This window comes from Mesorhizobium sp. RCAM 06353 (assembly GCF_059683585.1).
Window position 1 is genome coordinate 2,530,325 of record NZ_CM185031.1, and the last position, 21,115, is coordinate 2,551,439.

22 protein-coding genes are annotated in these 21,115 nt (G+C 63.1%); 10 read left to right on the forward strand and 12 right to left on the reverse strand.

Going from position 1 to position 21,115, the window contains the following annotated elements:
• Position 1: 1 nt before the first annotated feature.
• Positions 2–1,198 carry an amidase gene (locus AC56QX_RS12000; protein WP_497116113.1) on the reverse strand — a complete coding sequence of 399 codons (1,197 nt, stop codon included), beginning with the start codon at positions 1,196–1,198 and terminating at the stop codon, positions 2–4.
• 543 nt (positions 1,199–1,741) lie between these two features.
• Between AC56QX_RS12000 and odc2 the strand changes: the two genes are divergently transcribed.
• On the forward strand, positions 1,742–2,875 hold the full coding sequence (odc2, locus tag AC56QX_RS12005) for an ornithine/lysine decarboxylase (protein WP_497116114.1): 1,134 nt from the start codon (positions 1,742–1,744) through the stop codon (positions 2,873–2,875).
• Between the two features lie 96 nt (positions 2,876–2,971).
• Positions 2,972–3,544, forward strand: a complete 573-nt coding sequence (locus tag AC56QX_RS12010; RefSeq protein ID WP_497116116.1) for a GNAT family N-acetyltransferase — start codon at positions 2,972–2,974, stop codon at positions 3,542–3,544.
• On the opposite strand, the gene AC56QX_RS12015 is transcribed toward AC56QX_RS12010, so the two are convergent.
• The 5 genes from AC56QX_RS12015 to AC56QX_RS12035 form a co-directional block, all read right to left on the reverse strand.
• Positions 3,512–4,327 carry a hypothetical protein gene (locus AC56QX_RS12015; RefSeq protein ID WP_497116117.1) on the reverse strand — a complete coding sequence of 272 codons (816 nt, stop codon included), beginning with the start codon at positions 4,325–4,327 and terminating at the stop codon, positions 3,512–3,514. The two genes, AC56QX_RS12010 and AC56QX_RS12015, sit on opposite strands and share 33 nt — an antisense overlap.
• Before the next feature lie 291 nt (positions 4,328–4,618).
• On the reverse strand, positions 4,619–4,903 hold the full coding sequence (locus tag AC56QX_RS12020; protein WP_027043088.1) for an SCP2 sterol-binding domain-containing protein: 285 nt from the start codon (positions 4,901–4,903) through the stop codon (positions 4,619–4,621).
• A gap of 178 nt (positions 4,904–5,081) precedes the next feature.
• A complete protein-coding gene (locus AC56QX_RS12025; RefSeq protein WP_497116118.1) occupies positions 5,082–5,618 on the reverse strand; it encodes a hypothetical protein in 537 nt (178 codons plus the stop codon).
• A 31-nt stretch (positions 5,619–5,649) separates the two neighbouring features.
• Positions 5,650–6,075, reverse strand: coding sequence for a hypothetical protein (locus AC56QX_RS12030; RefSeq protein ID WP_497116119.1), 426 nt, complete (start codon positions 6,073–6,075; stop codon positions 5,650–5,652).
• A gap of 13 nt (positions 6,076–6,088) precedes the next feature.
• Complete coding sequence (locus AC56QX_RS12035; protein ID WP_497116120.1) at positions 6,089–6,700, reverse strand: rod-binding protein; 612 nt, start codon at positions 6,698–6,700, stop codon at positions 6,089–6,091.
• 219 nt (positions 6,701–6,919) lie between these two features.
• Here AC56QX_RS12035 and greA point away from each other — a divergent pair, with 219 nt between their 5' ends.
• Entirely contained in the window at positions 6,920–7,402 is a 483-nt protein-coding gene (gene greA, locus AC56QX_RS12040; protein WP_497116122.1) for a transcription elongation factor GreA, read from the forward strand.
• A gap of 109 nt (positions 7,403–7,511) precedes the next feature.
• On the opposite strand, the gene AC56QX_RS12045 is transcribed toward greA, so the two are convergent.
• On the reverse strand, positions 7,512–8,693 hold the full coding sequence (locus AC56QX_RS12045; protein WP_497116124.1) for an NAD(P)/FAD-dependent oxidoreductase: 1,182 nt from the start codon (positions 8,691–8,693) through the stop codon (positions 7,512–7,514).
• The gene (locus AC56QX_RS12050; protein WP_497116126.1) at positions 8,690–9,394 is read right to left on the reverse strand and encodes a class I SAM-dependent methyltransferase; all 705 of its coding nucleotides are present in this window, start codon (positions 9,392–9,394) and stop codon (positions 8,690–8,692) included. Before AC56QX_RS12050 ends, AC56QX_RS12045 begins: the two co-directional genes overlap by 4 nt.
• Before the next feature lie 583 nt (positions 9,395–9,977).
• On the opposite strand from AC56QX_RS12050, the gene AC56QX_RS12055 reads away from it, so the two are divergent.
• The 5 genes from AC56QX_RS12055 to AC56QX_RS12075 are packed head-to-tail and all read left to right on the forward strand — an operon-like array spanning position 9,978 to position 14,806.
• On the forward strand, positions 9,978–11,048 hold the full coding sequence (locus AC56QX_RS12055; protein WP_497116127.1) for a type III polyketide synthase: 1,071 nt from the start codon (positions 9,978–9,980) through the stop codon (positions 11,046–11,048).
• Positions 11,049–11,106: 58 nt separating this feature from the next.
• The gene (locus AC56QX_RS12060) at positions 11,107–12,327 is read left to right on the forward strand and encodes a sulfotransferase family protein (RefSeq protein ID WP_497116128.1); all 1,221 of its coding nucleotides are present in this window, start codon (positions 11,107–11,109) and stop codon (positions 12,325–12,327) included.
• Positions 12,328–12,336: 9 nt separating this feature from the next.
• Entirely contained in the window at positions 12,337–12,951 is a 615-nt protein-coding gene (locus tag AC56QX_RS12065; protein ID WP_497116130.1) for a Tgt2/MlaC family protein, read from the forward strand.
• Between the two features lie 16 nt (positions 12,952–12,967).
• A complete protein-coding gene (locus AC56QX_RS12070; protein ID WP_497116131.1) occupies positions 12,968–13,681 on the forward strand; it encodes an ABC transporter ATP-binding protein in 714 nt (237 codons plus the stop codon).
• A 3-nt stretch (positions 13,682–13,684) separates the two neighbouring features.
• Complete coding sequence (locus tag AC56QX_RS12075; protein ID WP_497116133.1) at positions 13,685–14,806, forward strand: ABC transporter permease; 1,122 nt, start codon at positions 13,685–13,687, stop codon at positions 14,804–14,806.
• Positions 14,807–14,826: 20 nt separating this feature from the next.
• Here AC56QX_RS12075 and AC56QX_RS12080 read toward each other — a convergent pair whose 3' ends face one another.
• Genes AC56QX_RS12080 through flhA form a run of 3 tightly spaced genes read right to left on the reverse strand, consistent with a single transcriptional unit; the run spans position 14,827 to position 18,048 of the window.
• Complete coding sequence (locus tag AC56QX_RS12080) at positions 14,827–15,210, reverse strand: hypothetical protein (RefSeq protein WP_497116135.1); 384 nt, start codon at positions 15,208–15,210, stop codon at positions 14,827–14,829.
• 1 nt (position 15,211) lies between these two features.
• Complete coding sequence (gene fliR, locus AC56QX_RS12085; RefSeq protein WP_027045516.1) at positions 15,212–15,964, reverse strand: flagellar biosynthetic protein FliR; 753 nt, start codon at positions 15,962–15,964, stop codon at positions 15,212–15,214.
• On the reverse strand, positions 15,961–18,048 hold the full coding sequence (flhA, locus tag AC56QX_RS12090; RefSeq protein ID WP_497116137.1) for a flagellar biosynthesis protein FlhA: 2,088 nt from the start codon (positions 18,046–18,048) through the stop codon (positions 15,961–15,963). The genes fliR and flhA overlap by 4 nt, the downstream gene beginning before the upstream one ends.
• 172 nt (positions 18,049–18,220) lie before the next feature.
• Here flhA and AC56QX_RS12095 point away from each other — a divergent pair, with 172 nt between their 5' ends.
• A complete protein-coding gene (locus tag AC56QX_RS12095) occupies positions 18,221–18,520 on the forward strand; it encodes a putative quinol monooxygenase (RefSeq protein WP_497116139.1) in 300 nt (99 codons plus the stop codon).
• 115 nt (positions 18,521–18,635) lie between these two features.
• Here AC56QX_RS12095 and AC56QX_RS12100 read toward each other — a convergent pair whose 3' ends face one another.
• Complete coding sequence (locus AC56QX_RS12100) at positions 18,636–18,947, reverse strand: hypothetical protein (protein WP_497116140.1); 312 nt, start codon at positions 18,945–18,947, stop codon at positions 18,636–18,638.
• A gap of 281 nt (positions 18,948–19,228) precedes the next feature.
• Here AC56QX_RS12100 and AC56QX_RS12105 point away from each other — a divergent pair, with 281 nt between their 5' ends.
• Positions 19,229–21,010 carry a chloride channel protein gene (locus tag AC56QX_RS12105; RefSeq protein WP_497116141.1) on the forward strand — a complete coding sequence of 594 codons (1,782 nt, stop codon included), beginning with the start codon at positions 19,229–19,231 and terminating at the stop codon, positions 21,008–21,010.
• Positions 21,011–21,115 lie beyond the last annotated feature (105 nt).

A 21,115-nucleotide genomic window follows, 5' to 3' on the forward strand; every position in this document is an offset into this window, starting at 1 on the left:
TTCAGGCCCTTTGTGCCGCGTCGAGAAGTTTTCGGCCGAGCCGTATCAGGGCAATGTCGCTACCGGAAGGGCCTAGCAGCGACAGGCCGAACGGAGCGCCGGCGACCGAACCAATGGGCAAGGTGATCTGTGGAAAGCCGGAGAGCCCGGCGAGACACAGAAGATGCAGGGCTCGCTCGCGATAGGCCTGGAACTGCTCCGGCGTCGAGTCGACATAGGGGGCCGGGCCCGGCACCGTCGGCAGGACGAGGAAGCCATCCTTGCCAAGCAGGGCGCCGAGTTCGCCGCGGAAGGTCAGGCGGCGCACTTTCTCGGCGTGCGCCGTGCGGTCATCGAGGGCACGGCCAAAGCCGAAACGCTCCTCGACGCCGGGGCCAAGGTCGCGCTCGCCGCTGGTGATCCAGTCGCCATGCACGCCCCAGGCTTCCTTGGCCTGCAGCCTGCGGAAGCACCAGTAAAGTTCATCCGGGGAAGAGCTGAAATGCATCACCGGCGTTGCCTGCGCGCCGAAAACCGCGCTCGCCAATCCCTTCATCCCGGCGTATTCGGCAAGCGCAGGGCGAGCGACCATTTCGTCCAGCCAGGTGATCGACAGCGGGCGGTCCAGGGAGTGCTGATGCGGGTCGCGGCCAAGCAGCAGCTTGCCGACCGTCTCGTAGGTCTCGATGTCGTCGGCGAACCAGCCGAACGTGTCGAAGCTCGGCGCCAGCTTCATCGTGCCATCAAGCGCAATGCGGCCATGCGTGGTGCGCAGCCCGATCAGCCCGCAAAAACTTGCCGGCGCGCGGATCGAGCCGCCAGTGTCGGAGCCGGTGGCAATGTCGGCCAACCTGCCCGCCACCGCCGACGCCGATCCTGACGACGAGCCGCCGGTGACACGGTCGGGGGCCGCCGGGTTCACCGGAAACGGAAAATGCGCGTTCTGGCCGAACAGCGCGAAGGCAAGCTCGTCGGTCTGCGTCTTGCCGACAAAGCGCGCACCGGCATCGAGAATCGTCTGCACGGCCGGTGCGGTCCGCGAGGCGGCATGGCTGTCCGCGAATTTCTGCAAGTTTCCGCAACCTGTGCGGTAGCCGGCAACGTCGTAAATGTCCTTGACCGCCAGCCGCAGGCCGGCAAGCGGGCCGAGTTCGGCATGGGCCACCGGCATCTGGCGAAGGTCGAGGAAGGCATTGTAGGGGCCGTGCGTGCCTGGCATCGTTCGATATCCGGATACGATTGCACCAACATTGTTCGATGCCAGAAATTTTACAACCTTGGATACGATTTTTATTGATTGTGACGGCAACCAGCCATATATCGCGCTTGCCCAAAGTCGCACGTGCCTGTGGGTGTCCGCCGATCCTCGAATGGTGAGGGAAATCGGTAAGGTAACTGGAGCCAACCCCTCCAGTCGGTCTAGCGGCCAACCGCCAGCCCGAGGACACCTTGAAGCAACGACGGTGCGGGCCTTTCTGGTTCTCTGCCGGTTGTCCAAAGACCGGGGTTACTGAAGAGGCACACCTTCATTGCCGGCAGTGCGGAACGGGGTTCTCCCAATCCAAGCCAAGGCAGACAAAGCGGACCGAAGCCGGGCAAGGCCGAGGTCCATCGCCGCGAGACGGCGTTTCATGGTTCCGGGGTCTCCACCGGCTGGTTCCATGGAATTTTCGTCCCGCCTTTGTTTGACCGCGTGTTCGCGAGGCCGACAGCCCGCGTCCGCACCCTTGTGCGCGCCGAAAGGCGTGTTTGGAGAATACCGATGGCCACCCAGCGCATCCTCGACTTCCTCGCCACCCGACGTCCGTCCGGCCCCTGCCTCGTCGTCGACCTCGATGTCGTGCGTGACAACTTCCGCGCCTTCGAGAAGGCGTTGCCCGATTCCAAGATCTACTATGCGGTGAAAGCAAACCCGGCGCCGGAGATCCTGCGCCTGCTTGCTGCGATGGGCTCGTCCTTCGACACCGCTTCCGTTGCCGAAGTCGAGATGGCGATGGACGCGGGTGCGCCCGCGGACCGCATCTCCTTCGGCAACACCATCAAGAAGGAGCGTGACATCGCACGCGCCTACCAGCTCGGCATCCGGCTGTTCGCGGTCGATTGCGTCGAAGAGGTCGACAAGATCGCCCGCGTCGCTCCCGGCGCCCGCGTGTTCTGCCGCGTGCTGACCGATGGCGAGGGCGCCGAATGGCCGCTGTCGCGCAAGTTCGGCTGCGTGCCTGCAATGGCCGTCGACGTGTTGCGCCATGCCAAGGGCCTCGGCCTCGACGCCTATGGCGTGTCGTTCCATGTCGGCTCGCAGCAGACCGATCTGACCGCCTGGGACCGTGCGCTGGCCGACGCCAAGAAGGTGTTCGCCACGCTCGCCGAGGAAGGCATCGTCTTGAAGATGGTCAATATGGGCGGCGGTTTCCCGACGCGCTATCTGCGTGATGTGCCGGCGGCCCAAGCCTATGGCCAGGCGATCTTCTCGGCGCTGCGCAAGCATTTCGGCAATGCCATTCCCGAAACCATCATCGAGCCGGGCCGTGGCATGGTCGGCAATGCCGGCGTCATCAAGTCGGAAGTCGTGCTGATCTCGAAGAAGGCGGCCAACGACAATGTGCGCTGGGTGTTCCTCGATATCGGCAAGTTCGGCGGCCTGGCCGAAACGATGGACGAGGCGATCCGCTATCCCCTCGTCACCCGCCATGACGGCACCGAGACCGCGCCTTGCGTGCTTGCCGGCCCGACCTGCGATTCGGCCGACGTGATGTACGAAAAGACACCATATCCGCTGCCTCTGTCGCTGACCATCGGCGACGAGGTGCTGATCGAAGGCACCGGCGCCTACACGACCACCTACTCGGCGGTCGCGTTCAACGGCTTCGAGCCTCTCCGATCCTACGTGATCTGACGGTTCGAAAGAACCGATCAGATCATCCCAGGTGGGCGTTGGGCGCCCGCTTGGGCTCGCCTGTGGAACAAGCTCCGCTCGTGAAGGATTGCGGAAATGGAAATGTCAGTTGAAATCGTAGCTCATGTGCCGGCCTTCGCAATGGTCGCTGAAACCGTTGCCGACGTCGCGGCGCGCGAAGCCTTGCTCGATCGTGCCATGGGGCCGATGCGGCGGAAAAAATCGTCGGAGAAGCTGCGGCGTGGCCGCCGGCCGTCGGAAGGCCTGGCCTTCGTCGCGCGCGATGCCTCGGGCGGCGTCGCCGGCACGGTGCGGCTGTGGGATGTCAGGCTGGGCGAGGGCGGTCCGGCAGCGCTTCTGCTTGGCCCGCTCGCCGTCGATCCGTCGCTCAAGAATGCCGGCATCGGCTCGGCGCTGATGCGCCACGCCGTCGCCGAGGCGGCACGTCTCGGCCACGCGGCCATCCTGCTGGTCGGCGATGCGCCCTACTACGGGCGTTTCGGCTTCTCGGCCGATAAGACGGGCCGGCTGGCGATGCCAGGCCCCTATGAGCGGCACCGCCTGCTGGCGCTGGAACTGGTGGACGGAGCACTTGATGCCGTGCACGGCACGCTCAAGGCTTCCGGCCGCAAGCTGTCAGTTCCAGCCGAAGTGCTGCGCGCTGGCTGAAACCAGCGCGGCATAGTCGGCCGCGACGGTATCCAGGCCGGTCACGGCCGGGGAACCGGCACCTCCGAGGCGAGCTAAGTAGTCCTCGCCTTTGGGGGCCTTGTCCCAGTCGTTGCCGATGAAGCGGGCCGCTGCCGTTCCGGAGTCCGAGACTTGCGGCGCCGGCGGTCCGAACGCGGCTGCGGTACGCTTCAGCCCATCCAGAAATGCTGCATTGTCGAGGCCGCTATAGGGCTTGCCGTTGCCGTCCACGACATTGAGAAATATCTGCTCGTCGCCAAAGGCGGTGTAACCGCCGCCCAGGCCCTTTTCCACGGCATCGGCTTTTTCGAAGAAGCGCTGTGCCACGGTGGCATCGAGCGTATCCTTGGGGAAGCGGACGGTGACGAAGCCCGCGCCGCCGCTGTTGTCGTCCAGCCGGGAGACAAGCACGCTGTGCTGGTGAAAAATGTAGCCGAAGGCGGCGGCCAGACGATCGGCGGTCGCGTCGTCGAGCGCGGCCTCGGTCTGCAGCGAGGCGTTGGTCTTGAGAAGGTAGCCGCCTGGTGTGACTTCGGTCTCGAGCACCGCCGGATCGACGCCGATGCTGGCGACGATCTTGGGCACGATTTTCTCAAGCACCTGCGCCGAAAAGGCGGCCCGTTCAGCGTAGCCGGCCGTCTTCAGTTTTGGCAGGTCGAAGCCCAGGGAAGGTGTGGCTTCGTAGGAAATCAGGACACGTTCGTCGGCGGCGGCCGCCGCTGTCACCGAAACCAGGGCAGCGATCAGCGCCGCGCGCGCCACTGCTCGAACACTATGGATATTCATTACCGACCTCGCTGCTTTGCCGCCCTTATGGAGCCGAGGTCAGACTAAATGGATGATTTCACAATCAAAGGTATGAGCAGCTTGCGGTTCTCCGCCGCGTGAAGGTTTCGTGCCAAGATTGCCGAAGCCTGTGGAACGAAAATGCCGTCCTGAAGACTGTCTCCCGACAAGGCTCGAAGCGGGTCCAGATGGATCATGTGGCGCGCTTCAGCCTTGTCTCAATGCATGTCTACGCAAGCCATCGTATGGCTTGCGACATCTATGCCGTCAGCCGATCAACTGGCTGAGCGCCATGGCAACTGTCATGTCGCCTTCGACTTTGATCTTGCCGGTCATGAACGCCATGGTCGGGTTGAGGTCGCCGGCGATCAGTGAATCGAGATCGTCGAGCGAGAGCTTGATGGTGCAATCGGTAGGGGCATCCGATGTCGAGACGGTTGCGCCGTCGATGACGATGACGCCGTCGCCGCCGGTGTCGAATTTCACGGAACGATCGAAGCCGCTGCTGGCCACGCGCGACTTGATCTTCTCGGCAATCTCCTGAACGCTCACGCTGTTCTCCTGTCTGGTTGCATCTGTCACGCGACGGTGCTTCGGTCCGACCGAAACCCATGCTGCCTCTTCGGCGATTACAATCGCTGCCGCATATAGCTTCGGGTTGACGTTTACGTCAACGCGAATCCTGGAGGCTGGATCCTATCGCCGCACCGGGCAGGCCGGTGGTCAGTGGTCAGTGGGCCGGCGGCGCATCCGCTTCGGCCGGCTTGGCGGTATCGGACGCCGGGGCGTCGGAATCCTGCCGGCGGCGCAGCCAGTTGTCGCGGATCTCGTCCTTGCTCAGGAAGTTGACCTGATCGATCAGAACCTCATGCACCAGGGTTGCGCCGACGCGGGTGTTGATGGCGTCGCGGATCGCGGCGCGGAAGGCATCGAGGTCGATCGTCGCCTTCTTGCTGAAGTCGATCTGCGGATTGGAATAGAGATAGCTGTAGACCTGATCGGTGATCAGCGCTTCGGCCGGGATCGACAGTTTCTTTATCTGCTCCGGCTCGACGGTGTAGACGAGCTTGGCCAGGAAATAGCCGCCGATCTTGGAGTCGCGGATCAGCGGCACCGAAATGACGTCGGTCTTGACGTAATCCAGCCCGCCCAGCATCGGCTTGGGTTTTTCGCCGACGCCCTTTTCACCGGCGGCCTGGAACGAATAGAACACCGCGCCGAGCGTGGCGGCGCAGACCCAGACCGCTATGGCGATGACCTTGATCATTCAGAGTCTGAGCCCAGCACCATCATGCGCGCTAGCCCTTCATCCGGCCGAATTCGCCGGCGGAGTAGGTGCCGTCGGTTTCGGCGCGCTGGATGGCGCTGCGCAGCAGGCTGGCGACCTCGTTGACGGCGCTCAGATGCGCCAGGATCGCCGCCTCGTTCTTCGCCAGTTTCTGGCGCAGCCGGGTCAAGCCCTCGCGGTGCTGTTCGAGGAACTCGGCTTCGCTGCCGCCCTTCATGGCGCGGGTCAGTTCGTAGAGATAGCGGCTCTTGCGGGCGTTCGACGCCTTGAGGTCATAGCTGGTGTCACTGCGGATACCGGCGGTCTCTTCTTCGACAACCTCCTCGATGCGGCCGATGATGGCGGCAAGGTTCCCGGGCCGCGCGAACGGTATCGGAGCGTCCGACGCGGTGGTGCGCGCCGGCAGGTTGGCGGTGAATTCGGAAGAGTCGGTCATGGTGTTTCCCAGCCTAGATCTTGATATCTGTTTTTATGGTTGTCTCGTCGCCGGTCATCGACCTGGCGGCCTTGCGCTGCAATTCCTGGACGAGCGAGGTGGAAAGACGGGTTTGCTGATCGATCTCGGTCTTTTCCGGTCCGTTCGAGACCGGGCCGATCGGCACCTTGCGCTTGCCGTCCATATAGTGGTCGGCGAGCAGCGACTTGGCGATGCCGATGCCGCCCCGATCGGCCATGACGTCGGCGACGCGCTCGGCGAGTTGTGATTTCCACATGTCGCCGGCGAGACCCGTGCCATAGACGCCCTCGGTGTCCTTGGGCAGCATGTTCTGGATGAAGGTCTGCAGGACCATCGCCTCGAACTTCTTGAATTTCCTGGCCGGATCGGCTGTCGCCGCCGCCTTGTCAGCCGTGGCGCGCGACAGGATCGAGCCGGCATCGACGGATGCCGCGGTGTCGACCGAGAACGTGCCGGCGACACCACCCGCACGCTTGGTCAGCGCGGCGCGGGCAGCCTCGATATCCATCGGATCGGCAGCTCGGGCGACATCCATAACAATGTCGCTGGGTGGTGAAATGGCCAAGAAAGTCCGCCTTTTGCCGGGTTTCCTTAGCCGGACCATGCCTCAACAAGCTTGTGGCAGGCTTGCGGAGGGAGGAGCAAGGCGCAATGCAGGTGTGGGGATCGGTTGTCCGCTCGCGCCAGAAGCCATGGCCGACCAGATGTCCTGATGTCGCCTTTGGGTCGGGAGGGAACCGTCCGGCCGTCGAATTGTTGAAGCTTTATTGTCGCCCATGGGTTATCCGATTACCAACACTATTCGACACGGAGTTGCGACCAATTGAGCGTAGCCTTTGCCAAGGAGGAAAGTGCCGAGGCGGCATCGGAAACCATCCTGCCGGCTCGTCCTATCTCCGACCGGATCAACCTCGTCACCGAGGCAGGCCTCAAGATGCTAAGGGATGAATTGGCTCGCGCCCGGCAGGCGCTCGAGGCCGCCAGCGTGCTGGAAGATGTCAACGAGAGGCGACGGCAGTCGGCGGTTCCGGTTCGAGATGTCAGCTATTATGCCGAACGCGTCCGTACGGCTCAGCTTATGTCGGTGCCGACGTCTCATGAAGTGATCGCCTTCGGTCACACCGTTACCTTCGAGCGTGATGATGGCCGCATCCAGACCTTCCGCATCGTCGGTGAGGATGAGGCCGACCCGTCCCAAGCGTCCATATCGCATGGTTCACCGGTTGCCATCGCGCTGATTGGCAAAAGCGTTGGCGACATTGTCCAGTTGGGGCAGCGCGACCTCGAGATCCTGTCCATTTCTTAGGTGGAGATCGGTGTAGAACGCCCGATCGGATTGCGGGCATGTTCTGTGATCTCGTCAACCGCCAAAGTCCCGTTTGGTAACTCCGTCAGGTGACGCCCAGCGAGCAGCCCTACTTGACGTCAAAGCCCGGAACAGGCTGGGTCTTTCCACTCAATCGAGCGCCCAGTGTCAAAGCCGCCGGAAAATTCTTGATCACGGCGCGCATAGCCGGCGCGCCGCCAGGCCCAAGCGCTATTCGGGCAATCAAGGCCGCGGCACGCAAACGGGTCGAGAATTGCCGGCGCCATTGCCTTTCGTAGCGGCGTCCGGCCTCGTCGTGGCCCTCGTGGCCTTTACCCGACGCGATCAGTTCTCTCGCAAGCAGCCAGCCGGATTGCAGCGCCATCGAAATCCCTTCCGCGATGACAGGATGTGACTCACCCGCGATGTTACCGACGCGGAAGATACCCTGATCATAGCCAGCTCGAATACCGGGATGAATGGGTCCCGCGGCGAGCCATGGGCCATCCAATTCGGCACCGGCGAGCACAGTCCCCACGCCTCGGCACGAGGCCAGGACATGGCGCCACAATGCATCGGCGGCCGCACTATTTCCAGAACGCTGGCGCAGCCCGGACAGAACATCCCGGCGGATACAGCAGGAAATTGAAACCCGGCCATGGTCTGCCGTCACCATTCCACCATAGCCGCCCGGGAACACCAGCAGCGGCATCAGGTCGGGCGCAAGTGCTGCGCCGGTAAAATGCGCCTTGAACCCGAAAAGGTCGGAAGGTCGGCTCGTTCTTTCAATCTGGCTTGGGAGTTTCCCGGTTTCCCAGGATCCGTGCGCGGCAATTATTACAGGTGCGCTCAAAACCTTTTGCTGCTGCCCCTCTTCCACTGTCACAAACTGCAAATCATCGTGCCGACGAATAGCGACAGCCTTGCAAGGCTGAAGGATTTCGACGCCCGCACGTTTCGCAGCCTGCAAGAGGACGTAATCCAGACGATCGCGGCCGAGAGCGCGGCCGAGACCCGTCTTGGCGCGCGGCATTCGCGCCTCGGCTGAGACATCGCCGGAAAAGAACCCGACGCGACGTATTTCGGGGCCGGCTTCCGCGCGCCAAATCTCGCCGACGCCCAACTGGTCGAGCAAGGCAAGGCTGGTGCCTGACATGAATTCGCCGCAGACCTTTCGGCGAGGAAACGCGACCTTCTCCACCATTGCCACCGACCAACCATGCTGGGCCAACGCAATGGCGGTAGAACTGCCGGCGGGGCCGGCACCGATGACTATCGCGTCGTGCATCATTTGGTGCCGGGCATGCTGCGACCGACAAAACCCTGAGTGAAGAGGCCTTTGCGGGCCTCCATCACCGGCGTTCCACCTGACGCTTGCCACAATTGTGAAAGTTCCGTGCCGCGAAAGCCGGCGCGGACACTCTGCGCCGCGTCGTTCAGTGTCACCGCGCAGGCGCCGATCAGTCGCAGGAACCGCGTCGCGACAAGTGGCACCTTGGCCCTGAGCGGCTCCGTCGCGACGAGCACCGGGGCCATCGTCATGATCCGGGCAAACAGCTCCAGGAGGCGCGTGTCGTCGAAGTGATGGAGGATAAGGTTGGCGCAAACAAGATCGAAGGGCCTGTCCACTGTCCAATCGAATATATCGGCGGTTACGGGTCGCGCCCGCCAACCCAATTCAGCGAAAGCGTTGCACACATCCTTGCCGATCAGGTCGATCCTGTCGACCATGACGATCTCGACGTTAGGCCAACGCCGCGCCATCAGCCGCGCCACTGTCAGCATGAACTTTCCGTCACCGGCGCCCAGTTCAAGGATGCGTAGCGGCGGCGTTGGCACGTTCGTTCGCAGGAGCGATGCCATGAACCTGGCCTGGAACATCAATGCATTGATGCGAACGAGATCACGACGGGATGCAATCGCACGAGGATCATCGGCCGGGAGGCCGTCGAGGAGTTCTGGCTCCAGATGCCGGATGTTTATGTCGGTCATGCGATAAATCGGAGTTTTGGGGCCTCGATCGGTCGTCGGGTGAGTAGGCTTCTTGTGACGACCAAAATGACACCCTATGCCAAAAGAGAGCTGATATCACTTCACGCAAACGTGCGCCGAGTTCAATTCGATCGCACGGCATCGTGGTTTCGGACGAAGGGCAGATGAATCGACTGCCAACATTTTTTGGAAATTCGCCAACATTTTCGGAAACTCGCCAACATTTTTCGGAAACTCGAATGGCGCAATCGAAGAGCTGCTGCCTTGTGGCCCTGCTGAAGTGCGCCCGTGAATGTGGTTATTTATCAGGCTGTTGATCTGCCAGTCTGCCGGATATGTGATCCTCGAACTGCAGCAGGCTGGGATGATAGCCGAGCGCCGAATTGAACTCGTGTCTTTTGTCGACCTTAATGAAGTGGGCTCGGTCTCTTTCGTACAATACCGAAGGCTGGTATCAGAGTTTGCTAATGAGAAATATCGGCGCCGCGCAATAAAATGCCTTATGCCGACGTTTGCCTTAGGAAGCGCTTCCCCAATTCCTAGACCTCTTATGGGCCCGATTGGGCTCATTGTCGGAGCAATTTTGTCCCCTCAGGCGTATCTGAACCGTATTGCCACGTCAGTTCCCGAACACGACGTGCACCAATTCTTCCTCCGCTATGGAGCTTCGCTGCTTGAAAACGATGCCCAGCGCCTTACGCTCTTCGAGCGAATGGTCAGTCTCGCCGGCATCGAACATCGCTATTCCTGCTTTGCGCCTGCCGACGATCCGCGCGGTGGGGCAATCGACCGCGACGGCACATCGGTCAAGGGCTCGTTCGCCAGCACAGCAATCCGTATGCAGATGTACGAAGCTGCCGCGCCGGAGCTCGCGCAAAAGGCCGTCGACACGCTGCTGGCCGACGACGACCGCTCGCTGATCACGCATTTGATCGTGACGAGCTGCACCGGCTTCTCGGCGCCTGGCATCGACCTCGAGCTGGTGCAGCGATGCGGCCTGCCGACGTCGGTCGAGCGCACCATCGTCGGCTTCATGGGATGCTATGCCGCCATCAACGCTTTGAAGCTGTCGCGCCATATCGTGCGCTCCGACCCGAAAGCCCGCGTGCTGATCGTCAATATCGAATTGTGCACGCTGCATTTCAGGGAAGCCGCCGAGCTTGAGAAGCTGATCTCGTTTTGCCTGTGGGGCGACGGGTGTGCGGCTGCGCTGGTAACGGCCGAACCGCACGGCATCCTGCTCGAAAGCTTCCACGCAATCGTCGCGGCCGAGCGCAAGGAGCTGATGAGCTGGCACATCCGCGACGACGGTTTTGACATGGTGCTGTCCGGCCAGGTTCCCGGCGCGGTCCGCGAGACGCTGCGCAACGAGCACCCGGCCATCCTCGGCGGCAGGCCCGCAAAAGAGATCGATTTGTGGGCGGTGCATCCCGGCGGCCGCTCAGTGCTCGACGCGGTCGAGCGGGCACTCAAACTGGAGCCGACCGCGCTCGTCGCATCGCGCGAAGTGCTCCGGCGATACGGCAACATGTCATCGGCAACCGTGATGTTCGTGATGGCCGAAATGCTGAAGGAGCCGTCAGGCTTGCTCGGCTGCGGCATGGCGTTCGGGCCGGGGTTGACCACCGAGACCATGATGTTCCGGACAGCCTGAGGAGGTCTGGTGACCTGGCCGGTTTGAACATCTGAACCTATGGATCATAAGTTCCTTGATGACGCCATCGAACAATGTCCGACACCGCATCCGAGCTTTCGCAGCCCATTGGCTGGTGCCCTATTTGCCGTACCCGCACTTCATGTGCGTGGCACCTCTTGACGCCGTGCTGAGGATGCTGAGGCGCGCGCAAGGCCGGATTCCTCCCGCCTATTGGCCGCGCCTGGTTCTCCTGCTCCTGCTTTCCGGGATCAGCACGGTCGCCTCCTTGCCGGAGCGCGTGATCGTTGGGGTGTGGCTGCGGCTGCGACCTCCCCGGATGGAGCGGGACAACGCCCCTGTGTTCGTCCTCGGTTACTTCCGATCCGGGACGACGTTTTTGCAGAACCTGCTGGCAGCCGATCCGAACCTGAGATCGCCGAGTTGGCCGCAGGTCCTGGCACCCCAGACATTCGTTCTCGGCTGGGCTGTCCTGCGTTACCTTTTCGTACCCTTGCTGCCGTTGACGCGCCTCAACGCAGTGGTGCCGGTGGGCGCCAGCTTGCCGGCGGAGGATGACTTCGCGTTGAACAATATGGGTGGGATGTCGGTCCTCGCGGGACGCGCGATACTTCCCCGCCGGCAGGCCTTCTTCAATCGATTTCACGATCTCGACGCGCTTTCGGCGGACGAGTTCAGCCGGTGGCGCTCACATCAGTTCGCTTTCGTGCAGAAGCTTGCTCTCGTTGCGGGCGGGCGGCGACTACTGCTCAAGTCGCCGAGCCACACGGCGCGCGTCCGCTACCTCAGGGAGCTGTTTCCGGGCGCCAAGTTTGTCCACATCTCCCGTTCGCCGGAGGCGGTGTTCCGGTCCAACCTCCTTCTGGTGCGCGAACTGCAACGTGCATTCGCCCTGCAGCCACCACTGCCCGAGGACGAGCAGGAGGAGATCATCGCTCACGAATATCTCGCGACAGAGATGCACTATCTGGCGGATAGAGCTCAGATTCCGGCCGCCGACTTCGCAGAAGTGCGGCTGCAGGATCTGACCGCCGACCCTGTGGGCGAGACGAAGCGGATCTACAGGGAACTGGGCCTGCCATTTTCCCCCAGCTGCGAGGAGGGAATGCTGCAGGTCGCTGCGACGTTCGTCAAACAGGTGCGTAACCGCCATCCCGACCTGACGGAAAGGCAGAGAGCGCGGGTAGCGCGCCTCGAACCGCTGGCTGCCGCTTTTGGGCATGCGCCTGCGCAGGCGCCTGAGAGGCTCGATGTTGACAGCCAACAACGCATTGGATGACATAGGATCATGACAGCAGGCCGATGGTTGCACGCAAGCTGGGCAGCGTTGGCCCGGCTCTTGCTCGTCTCCGCGCTACTCGCAATCTGCGCCCCATCGCTTTCGGCAGCGGCTGATGAGCAGAGTGACGCGGTCAAGTTGGTTGAGAGCGTGCGCCGGGCGGCGGTTGTGCTTGGGCATGGTGGATCCGCCGAGGGGCAGCTCCGTACGTTCTCGGCGGCGTTCGACGGCAGGGGGATCGCGCAAGCCGTGCTCGGGACGTATTGGCGCCGCGCGAGCGCAGACGACCGCGCCTCGGTGGTCGATGCGCTTCTTTATGCCATTGCGCACAGGCTGGCCGACAAGCTGGAGCGGACACAGGACAAGACTTTCACCGTGCTCGGCACGAAGGCTCTGGCCAACGGCGACATCCTGGTGCGCAGCGAATTCCGCCGGCCGCTCCACGGCCCAACGTCCGTGGACTGGCGTGTCCGCCACTGCCGCGGACAACTCTGCATCGGCGATGTCCTTGTCGACGGCGGCTCCGTGACCGTGCAGCAGCGGGATCGTGTTGCCCAGCTGCTCGCCGGCAACGGCGGCTCGATCCCAGCACTTGTCGCCGACCTCAGGAAGGGCCGGGTATGACTCCTCGCTCGTGCTCATGTCCCCCCTCGTCGAATTGAGCAATGTCGGTCGCGACTTTGACGGCGGCCGCATTGTCGCCGTCGACGGTGTGTCGCTCGCGATCGAGGATGACGAGACCGTCGCCATTGTCGGCCGCAGCGGGAGCGGCAAGTCCACGATCCTGAACCTGGTCTGTGGGCTCGACCGGCCGACTCGCGGCGAAGTTCGGTTCGAGGGAAGGGCCGTCAGCGGCAGGGCCGCGTGGGCAGCCGTGCGCGCCAGCAGGATCGGTATCGTTTTCCAGAACTTCTTCCTCCTCCAGTCGTTGTCGGCGCGCGAGAACATCGAGGTGGCTTTGCTGGGAAACCTCGGCGGAGCGCGGCAGCGTCGTGTTCGCGCGCTCGAACTTCTGGCACATTTCGGTCTGGCCGAACGCGCCACGCTGCTGCCGGCCGAGCTTTCGGGCGGCGAACGCCAGCGGCTTGCCATTGCGCGGGCGCTGGCCAACCGTCCGAAGCTTCTCGTCGCGGACGAGCCGACAGGAAGTCTCGACGTGCAGACGAGCCAGTCCGTGATGAGCATCATTGGCAACGTGCATCGCGAGTTCGGCACCGCGGTGATCGTGGTGACCCATGACGAGGACGTGGCCGCGCTGTGCGGTCGGCGCGTCGAGATATCCGACGGCCGCATCCGTTCGGACAGCCGGTCGGCGGCGATGCCGACGCCCACACCGGCTTCGCGGATCCGCTAACCCATGACAGAGCTGACCCTTCCCTTGCGAGGCCTCACTTCGCGCCCGCTTCGCACCCTCCTCACGGTTCTCGGCATCGCCTTGGCGGTCGCGGGGTTTGTGGCGCTTACCGGCCTGACCGCCGGCGTGCAGCGCTCGTTCGCATCGGGAATCGATGAGAACGGCGCAGACCTGGTGGTGAGCCAGCGCGGTGCGTTCAACCTGGTGAGCAGCACCGTGCCCAGGTCGCTGGGCTCCGGGCTTACCGCGGTGCCAAACGTCGAGGCCGTATCGGGCGTTCTCCTGAACATCACCACCGCCGACGACGACGCGAATATTGTCATGGCCGGCTGGCCCGCCGGCAGCTTCCTGTGGAAAGACATGCATCTAGTGGCGGGGCGAACCCCTGCACCGGGGGACCAGTGGCCTGTCATCCTTGGCGAGTCGATCGCCACCGCATTGGGCAAGCGCGTGGGTGATACGGTCGAGCTGCAGTTCCAGCCCTACCAGATTGTCGGCATCGCGTCGTTCTCGTCCGTGCTGAACCAGAACAGCGCGATCGTTCCGCTCGAAGGGCTGCAGCAACTCCTGTCGCGGGAGGACGTGTTTACCCTGTACGAGGTGAGGTTGAAGCGCCCGCTCGAGAAGAACGACATTGCCGTTGCCCGAACCCGGCTCATCGCCGCGGCACCAGGTTTCGAGGTCGGCGACACAGAGCAGTTTGCCAACAGCATCCGCATCTTCGATCTGCTCCGGGCGATTGCCCAGACAATTTCATTGGTTGTCATGGCGATGGCCTCTGTCGCCGTCGCCAATACACTTCTGATGGCCGTGAACGAACGGACATTCGAGATTGGCGTTCTTGCAGCGCTTGGCTGGTCTCCGAGGCGGATTCTTCGGCTCATTCTTATCGAAGGCGTGATCATGAGCGCCGCCGGCGGGGTCATCGGGATCATTCTCGGCGCCCTGACAATGGAAATGGCGGCGAAGACAAAGTTCGCGGCGGGTCTGATCGTGCCTTATTTGTCAGGCTGGTCGATCGCGCAGGCGCTGATCTTCGTCTTCATCGCCGGACCCCTCGGAGCGCTCTACCCGGCCTGGCGCGCCACGCGCCTTCTCCCCGCTGACGCGCTCCGCAGGATCTGACGGGTGCAGAGTTACAGCCGCTACTCTTCCCCCCGCTTCTGCGCGATCAGATCCAGCCGTTCGCGGTCGGCGCTCTCGCGCTCGTCGCGGTTGCGTACGTCCTTGTAGGCGCGCTCGACCATGTTGGTGCGGGCGTTTGCGGTGGCGATGAGGCCGACTTCTTGTTTGGCGCTTGCCAGGTTCGCTTCCTGGCGCACCACGGCCTGGGCGATGCGGCGATGATAGAGATCGGGGAACAGGCCGGACAGCGAATTGTCCTGGTCGAAATGGCCGATCAATTCCCTGGCCTCGGCCTCGGCGGCGTTTGCCGCGGCCAGGAAGCTGGCGTGGCGGGTCTCGTGCAGCGCCTTCAGCTGTTCCTGCACCTTGACCAGTTTCTTCAGACGATCCTTGCGCGTGCTCATCTCACCTCGCCAGAGTCAGGTCGACAAAGCCGTCGACGAACAGCGACAGCATGGTGCCGATGGCGAAATAGAAGATGATCATGCCGCCGGCGATGACGAAGGGCTGGGAGATGAAATAGATCGGGATTTGTGGGGTCAGCTTGTTGACGAAGCCGATCGTCAGATTGACCAGAATGGCATAGGCGACAAACGGGCTGCCGAGGCGGATGACCAGGAAGAAGGTGTCCGACACGGTGTCGGTGATGTCGACGAGGGCTGCCTGCGGGTTGAAGAAGATGTTGACCGGCGCGACGGTGTAGGAAGCCACCAGGGCGCGGACGATCTCGTGGTCGAAATCGAAGACGAACAGCATCAACAGCGCCGAGAACGAGATGATGGCGGCGAGCGCCGCCTGCGGTTCCGGCTCCTCGATCGCCGGTCCGCCCGAGCCGCCATAGCCGATCAGCATGGCGATGGCCGAGCCCATGAAGCGCAGCGCTTCCATGTAAAGCCTGGTCATGGCGCCGATCAGCCCGCCGACCAGGAGCTCCGAGATGATCATCGGCACCAGGATCTGTGGGCGCGGATCGACGAAGGGAATGATGCGGTCCCACAGGAAGGCGAGCAGGCCGCCGGTGGCGGCGACCGCCACGAACAACCTGACCTGCACCGGCACGCGCGCGCTGGACAGGCCCGGCATCAGCATGAAGCAGGCGCCGATGCGGCAGAAGGCGAGGAACGCCGCGATGACGACGCTCTGCGAAAGAACGCTCACGATATGGTCCCGAGCACCCTGATCTCGACGCCCTTGGCGATTTCGACATGGGAGAGCACCGGCAGCGTGGTGAACAGGCGCTCGATGATCATGCGCACATAGGGGCGGGCGTCGGGGGCGGTGACGAGGACGAAACGCTCGCCGGCTTCGAGGAATTTCTTGATCGCCTTGGTGGCGTCCTGGCCGAATTCCTCGAGCTGGCGCGGATCGATGTCGAATTCGCGCACCTCGCCCTTGGCGTCGCGCTTGAGGCTCTGGTGGAAGGCGAGATCCCAGCGGTTGCCGAGACGCAGCACCTTGAGCACGCCGCCTTCCGAGAGGTCGCCGCAGATCTGCTGGGCCATGCGGATGCGGACATGCTCGACGATCTGCTCGGTGCGGCGCACATGCGGCGCGATCTCGGCGATGGCTTCGATGATCAGGTGCAGATTGCGGATCGAGACGCGCTCCGCCAGCAGCAGCTTCAGCACCGCCTGCAGGCCGGGATAGGAGATGTGCGTGGTGCAGATCTCGTCGGCGAGCTTGCGGTATTCCTGGTCCTGGCGTTCGAGCAGCGCCTTCATGTCCTTGTAGGACAGGAGCTGCGGCAGGTTGTTGCGGATGACTTCCGAGAGATGGGTAAGCAGCACCGACATGTTGTCGGCGAAGGTGTAGTTCTCCCGCTTCAGATCCTCGGCAAAGGTTTCCATGACCGAATAGGCGCGCATGCCGAAGGCCGGCTCGCGGATCTCTTCGCCGGGTATTTCGGGCACGTCGCGGCTGCCGAGCAGCACCATGATCTCGCCGACGCGCATCGAATATTCGGCGACCACCGTGCCATGCACCTTGATCTGGTAGCTCTTCGGCGGGATGGCGAAATCGTCGGCAACACGCACTTCCGGCACGACGAAGCCGTATTGCTGGGCGAATTTCTTGCGCATCTTGGCCATGCGGAAGACCAACTCCTGATGCGAGACCAGCAGCCGCGTCGACAACTGCTTGCCGATCAGAAGTTCGATCTCGGCGGTGGCGAGCGACGCCTTGACCGAGTTCTTCTCCTCTTCGACCTTGGTCGCCTTCTCCTGGGTCTTCAACGCTTCGGCCTCGGCGAGGACGCGGTTGGCGCGCATCGGGATGATGTAGCCGAGAGCGGCCATGCCACCGGCCAGTGCAAAGAACGGGAACAGCGGCAGGCCGGGCATCAGGCCGAGCAGCACCAGCAGTGCCGCCGCCACGTAAAGCGCGCGTGGATGGGCACCGAGCTGGCCGAACACGGCCTGGTTGGTCGAGCCGCGCGTGCCGCCCTTGGACACCAGCAGGCCGGCGGCGAGCGAGACGATCAGCGCCGGGATCTGGGTGACGAGGCCGTCGCCGACTGACAGCTTGATGAACACGTCGGCGGCCTCGCCCATGCCCATGCCATGCCTGATATAGCCGATGGCGATGCCGCCGACGATGTTGATGGCGGTGATGATGAGGCCGGCAATGGCGTCACCGCGCACGAATTTCGAGGCACCGTCCATCGAGCCGAAGAACGAGCTCTCTTCCTCCAGTTCGCGGCGGCGCAGCTGCGCGGTCTTGTCGTCGATCATGCCGGCGGAAAGATCGGCGTCGATCGACATCTGCTTGCCGGGAATGGCGTCGAGGGTGAAGCGGGCGCCGACTTCGGCGATACGCGTGGCGCCCTTGGTGATGACGATGAAGTTCACCACGATCAGGATCATGAAGACGATCAGGCCGATGACGAAGTCGCTGGCCATCACCAGCTTGGAGAAGCCGGCGATGACGTAGCCGGCGGCGTGCGTGCCCTCATTGCCATGCGACAGGATCATACGCGTGGTGGCGATGTTGAGGGATAGCCGCAGCATCGTGGCGATGAGCAGCACGGTCGGGAACGAGGAGAAATCGAGCGGCCGCTGGATCCACAGCGCCACCATCAGGATCAGCACCGAAAGCGCGATCGAGAAGGCGAGGCCGATGTCGATAAGGAAGGCCGGGATCGGCAGGAACAGCACGGCCAGGATGATGACGATGCCGAGCGCAAAGAAGACATCGCGGCCGTTCTTGGCCACCGCCCCGGGCTGGATGCTTTCGCTGATCGCCATTCTCTTCCTCGAACCATAGGTTGCCGCACATAGGACAGCCTGGCGAGGGTAGCTGGCCAAGCTTGCGCGAGGGTGGGAGACCTTGTCTTATGCATGTCGTCTTCCCAAAACCGATGTCACTTTTGGGCGACATACAGTAGGCGGACCTGATGTCGCGAAGGAAGGGAAACCCATGCTCCTGATCATCGGCACGATCCGCTTGCCCGCCGGAAAGTTGGAGGAAGCAAAGCCCGTCATGGAGCGCATGATCTCGGGCAGCCGTGCCGAGGATGGCTGCCTCGAATATTCCTATGCGAGCGACGTGCTCGACGCCGGGCTGATCCGGGTCACCGAGGTGTGGCGCGACAGGGCCGCGCTCGATGCGCATTTCCGCTCGCCGCACATCGCCGCGTGGCGCTCAAGCTGGCCGGCGCTTGGCATCGGCGAGCGCAACCTCGTGCTCTATGAGGCCGGCGAGCCCATGCCGACCTGATCGGCTGCGGCTTCGGGTCTGCCGAGCCGCCTGGTGCGTTCCAGAAAGCATAGCGAAGTCTACGCCCGCCGACTGCGCGGGGTGCTCATTAGATCGATCTCGCTGCTCTCCTAGCCTAGCAGGCGTTGACCTGTCTGCAGGACCAACCTCCGCCATCGGTGTCGTGGCAATCTTCATAGCTGCCGTAACACATGTTTGTTGAATTACGGTACCAGGGATAACCGCCAGGACAGCAGACGTCCTGCTGCGCAAGCTGAAGAAATCCTTCTGTCGGCCGGCTCTGTTGTTCCGCATTGCCACCGAGCACAAGAGACATCGATTTTGAAATATCCTGCTTGACCGGCATATCTATGCTCGAGCTGCTCATTGCAGACGAGCTCAAAAAAATCGTGCAAGCAGCTAACGAAAGAAACCCCCGCGCACTCATGTTCTCCTCCTTGAGGGAATATAGAGACGGGCTAAAATACCATTTTTCCGGCGCTGCGTCGATTTCGTGAGCGAACGGGAGCAGGGCATAGCAGTGAATCGGCCGTCCGATTTGAGACGACCGATTCACTTATGGCTTTTGGGCTCGGGGATTGACCAAAAGAAGCCTCTAAGCCGTTCGAAAACGGTCCTCGCATTCGATCGCCGGTATCGCGGTTGCCATGCGGTATCCCCGGGCGTATCAGCCTTCCACGTCCCTTTTGATATCGGCGAGCCGTCCCGGTGCTTTCCAGAAACCAACCACAAGTCTACGCCCGCCGGCTGCGCGCGGTGCTGCTGAGATCCATTCCGCTGCTCGAGGCGCGCGGCATCGCCGTGGTCATCCTGGCGGGCGTCGTGGGCGTCATGGCCGGTATACTGGTCACGGCGATGAGCCAGATCGTGCAGGATCTACATGGGCTCCTGTTCGGCGTTCAGCCGGGGGGCCGGCTTTCCGGCATGTTCTCGCTCGCCAACCCGGTGCAGGCGCTGATACCGGCGATCGGCGGCGCCTTGCTTGGGCTCAGCGTGATCTGGCTGCGGTTGCGTAAATTCCGCACCCCGGTCGACCCGATCGAGGCCAATGCGCTCTATGGCGGGCGCATGTCGCTGACCGACACATTCATCATCGTCTGCCAAACGATGATCTCCAGCGGCTTTGGCGCCTCGGTCGGCCTCGAAGCCGGCTACACGCAGGTCGGATCCGGCCTGGCATCGCGGCTGGCGCGCATCTTCAGGCTGCGCCGCAATGATGTCCGCATCCTGGTCGGCTGCGGTGCGGCTGGCGCTATCGCCGCCGCCTTCGATGCGCCGCTGACCGGCGCCTTCTACGGTTTCGAACTGGTCATCGGCATCTACTCGGTCGCCAATGTCGCGCCTGTGATGACAGCGGCGATCTCGGCCTCGCTGACGGCGGAGATGTTCGGCGGCGTGCCGTTTCCACTGGAGCTTTCCGGCCTGCCGGCGCTGACGCCCAGCCAGTACGTGCCGTTCCTGCTGCTCGGGCTGTTGGGCGGTGCGGCTTCCATCGCCATCATGCAGTTGGTGACGCTGATCGAACGCGGCTTCAACAGGCTGTCGGTCGATGCCTCGCTGCGCCCCGTCATCGGCGGCGTCATCGTTGGTCTGCTGGGGCTGATCACGCCGCAGGTCCTGTCCAGCGGCCATGGCGCGCTGCATCGCGAATTCGCCATGAATTATGGGTTGGCCGTGGTCGCCAGTGTCTTCGTGCTCAAGCTGGCGGCGTCGGCCATCTCGCTCGGCTCCGGCTTTCGCGGCGGCTTGTTCTTCGCTTCGCTGTTCCTCGGCGCGCTGCTCGGCAAGGCATTCGCCGGCGTGATGGCGCTGGTCTCGCCGGCGACCGGCATCGACCCCTCGGTCGCCGCCGTCGTCGGCATGACGTCGCTTGCCGTCGGTGTCGTCGGCGGGCCGCTGACGATGACCTTCCTGGCGCTGGAATCGACCCGCGACCTGACGCTCACCGGCGTCGTTCTGGCCGCCTCGATCATGGCGGCGATCCTGGTGCGCGAAACCTTCGGCTATTCGTTCTCGACATGGCGCTTCCATTTGCGCGGCGAGACGATCCGCAGCGCCCATGATGTCGGCTGGATGCGCAGCCTCACCGTCGGTTCGATGATGCGCAAGGACATCAAGTCCATCGATGCCTCGACGACGCTGGCCGCTTTCCGCAAGCAGATCCCGCTCGGCTCCGCCCAGCGCGTCATCGCCGTCGATCCGGGCGATCAGTATGTCGGCGTGCTGATCGTGGCCGAACTGCACAGCGATCCCGCCGGCGGCGAGGTGCCGGTGCGCGATCTCGCCCAGTACAAGGATGCCGTCCTGGTGCCCAGCATGAACGTGCAGACCGCCGCCGAGACGTTCCAGCGCGTTGGCGCCGAAGAACTGGCGGTCGTCGAGGATTTCACCGACCACATCGTGCTCGGACTGCTGACCGAGGGCCATCTGATGCGGCGCTATGCCGAAGAACTCGAAAAGGCGCGCCGGGACCTGTCGGGCGAGGGGTAGCGCGCGCGCCTGCGCATCTCCTTGTCGACCGGCAGGCACGTCCTCCTCCCGCGGACGCACGCTGCGATTTGAGCAAGCCTGGCCCGGATATCGGTGCGCTGCTGG

What these genes read in the sequence shown, in the direction of transcription:
- AC56QX_RS12045 (WP_497116124.1), bottom strand. Translation starts at nt 8,693, where the DNA reads ATGATGCACGACGCGATAGTCATCGGTGCCGGCCCCGCCGGCAGTTCT.
- AC56QX_RS12080 (WP_497116135.1), bottom strand. Translation starts at nt 15,210, where the DNA reads ATGAGCACGCGCAAGGATCGTCTGAAGAAACTGGTCAAGGTGCAGGAA.
- AC56QX_RS12065 (WP_497116130.1), top strand. Translation starts at nt 12,337, where the DNA reads ATGACAGCAGGCCGATGGTTGCACGCAAGCTGGGCAGCGTTGGCCCGG.
- AC56QX_RS12070 (WP_497116131.1), top strand. Translation starts at nt 12,968, where the DNA reads ATGTCCCCCCTCGTCGAATTGAGCAATGTCGGTCGCGACTTTGACGGC.
- AC56QX_RS12035 (WP_497116120.1), bottom strand. Translation starts at nt 6,700, where the DNA reads ATGGTCCGGCTAAGGAAACCCGGCAAAAGGCGGACTTTCTTGGCCATT.
- flhA (WP_497116137.1), bottom strand. Translation starts at nt 18,048, where the DNA reads ATGGCGATCAGCGAAAGCATCCAGCCCGGGGCGGTGGCCAAGAACGGC.
- AC56QX_RS12010 (WP_497116116.1), top strand. Translation starts at nt 2,972, where the DNA reads ATGGAAATGTCAGTTGAAATCGTAGCTCATGTGCCGGCCTTCGCAATG.
- AC56QX_RS12100 (WP_497116140.1), bottom strand. Translation starts at nt 18,947, where the DNA reads ATGAGTGCGCGGGGGTTTCTTTCGTTAGCTGCTTGCACGATTTTTTTG.
- odc2 (WP_497116114.1), top strand. Translation starts at nt 1,742, where the DNA reads ATGGCCACCCAGCGCATCCTCGACTTCCTCGCCACCCGACGTCCGTCC.
- AC56QX_RS12060 (WP_497116128.1), top strand. Translation starts at nt 11,107, where the DNA reads ATGACGCCATCGAACAATGTCCGACACCGCATCCGAGCTTTCGCAGCC.
- AC56QX_RS12075 (WP_497116133.1), top strand. Translation starts at nt 13,685, where the DNA reads ATGACAGAGCTGACCCTTCCCTTGCGAGGCCTCACTTCGCGCCCGCTT.
- AC56QX_RS12050 (WP_497116126.1), bottom strand. Translation starts at nt 9,394, where the DNA reads ATGACCGACATAAACATCCGGCATCTGGAGCCAGAACTCCTCGACGGC.
- AC56QX_RS12025 (WP_497116118.1), bottom strand. Translation starts at nt 5,618, where the DNA reads ATGATCAAGGTCATCGCCATAGCGGTCTGGGTCTGCGCCGCCACGCTC.
- AC56QX_RS12000 (WP_497116113.1), bottom strand. Translation starts at nt 1,198, where the DNA reads ATGCCAGGCACGCACGGCCCCTACAATGCCTTCCTCGACCTTCGCCAG.
- AC56QX_RS12095 (WP_497116139.1), top strand. Translation starts at nt 18,221, where the DNA reads ATGCTCCTGATCATCGGCACGATCCGCTTGCCCGCCGGAAAGTTGGAG.
- AC56QX_RS12030 (WP_497116119.1), bottom strand. Translation starts at nt 6,075, where the DNA reads ATGACCGACTCTTCCGAATTCACCGCCAACCTGCCGGCGCGCACCACC.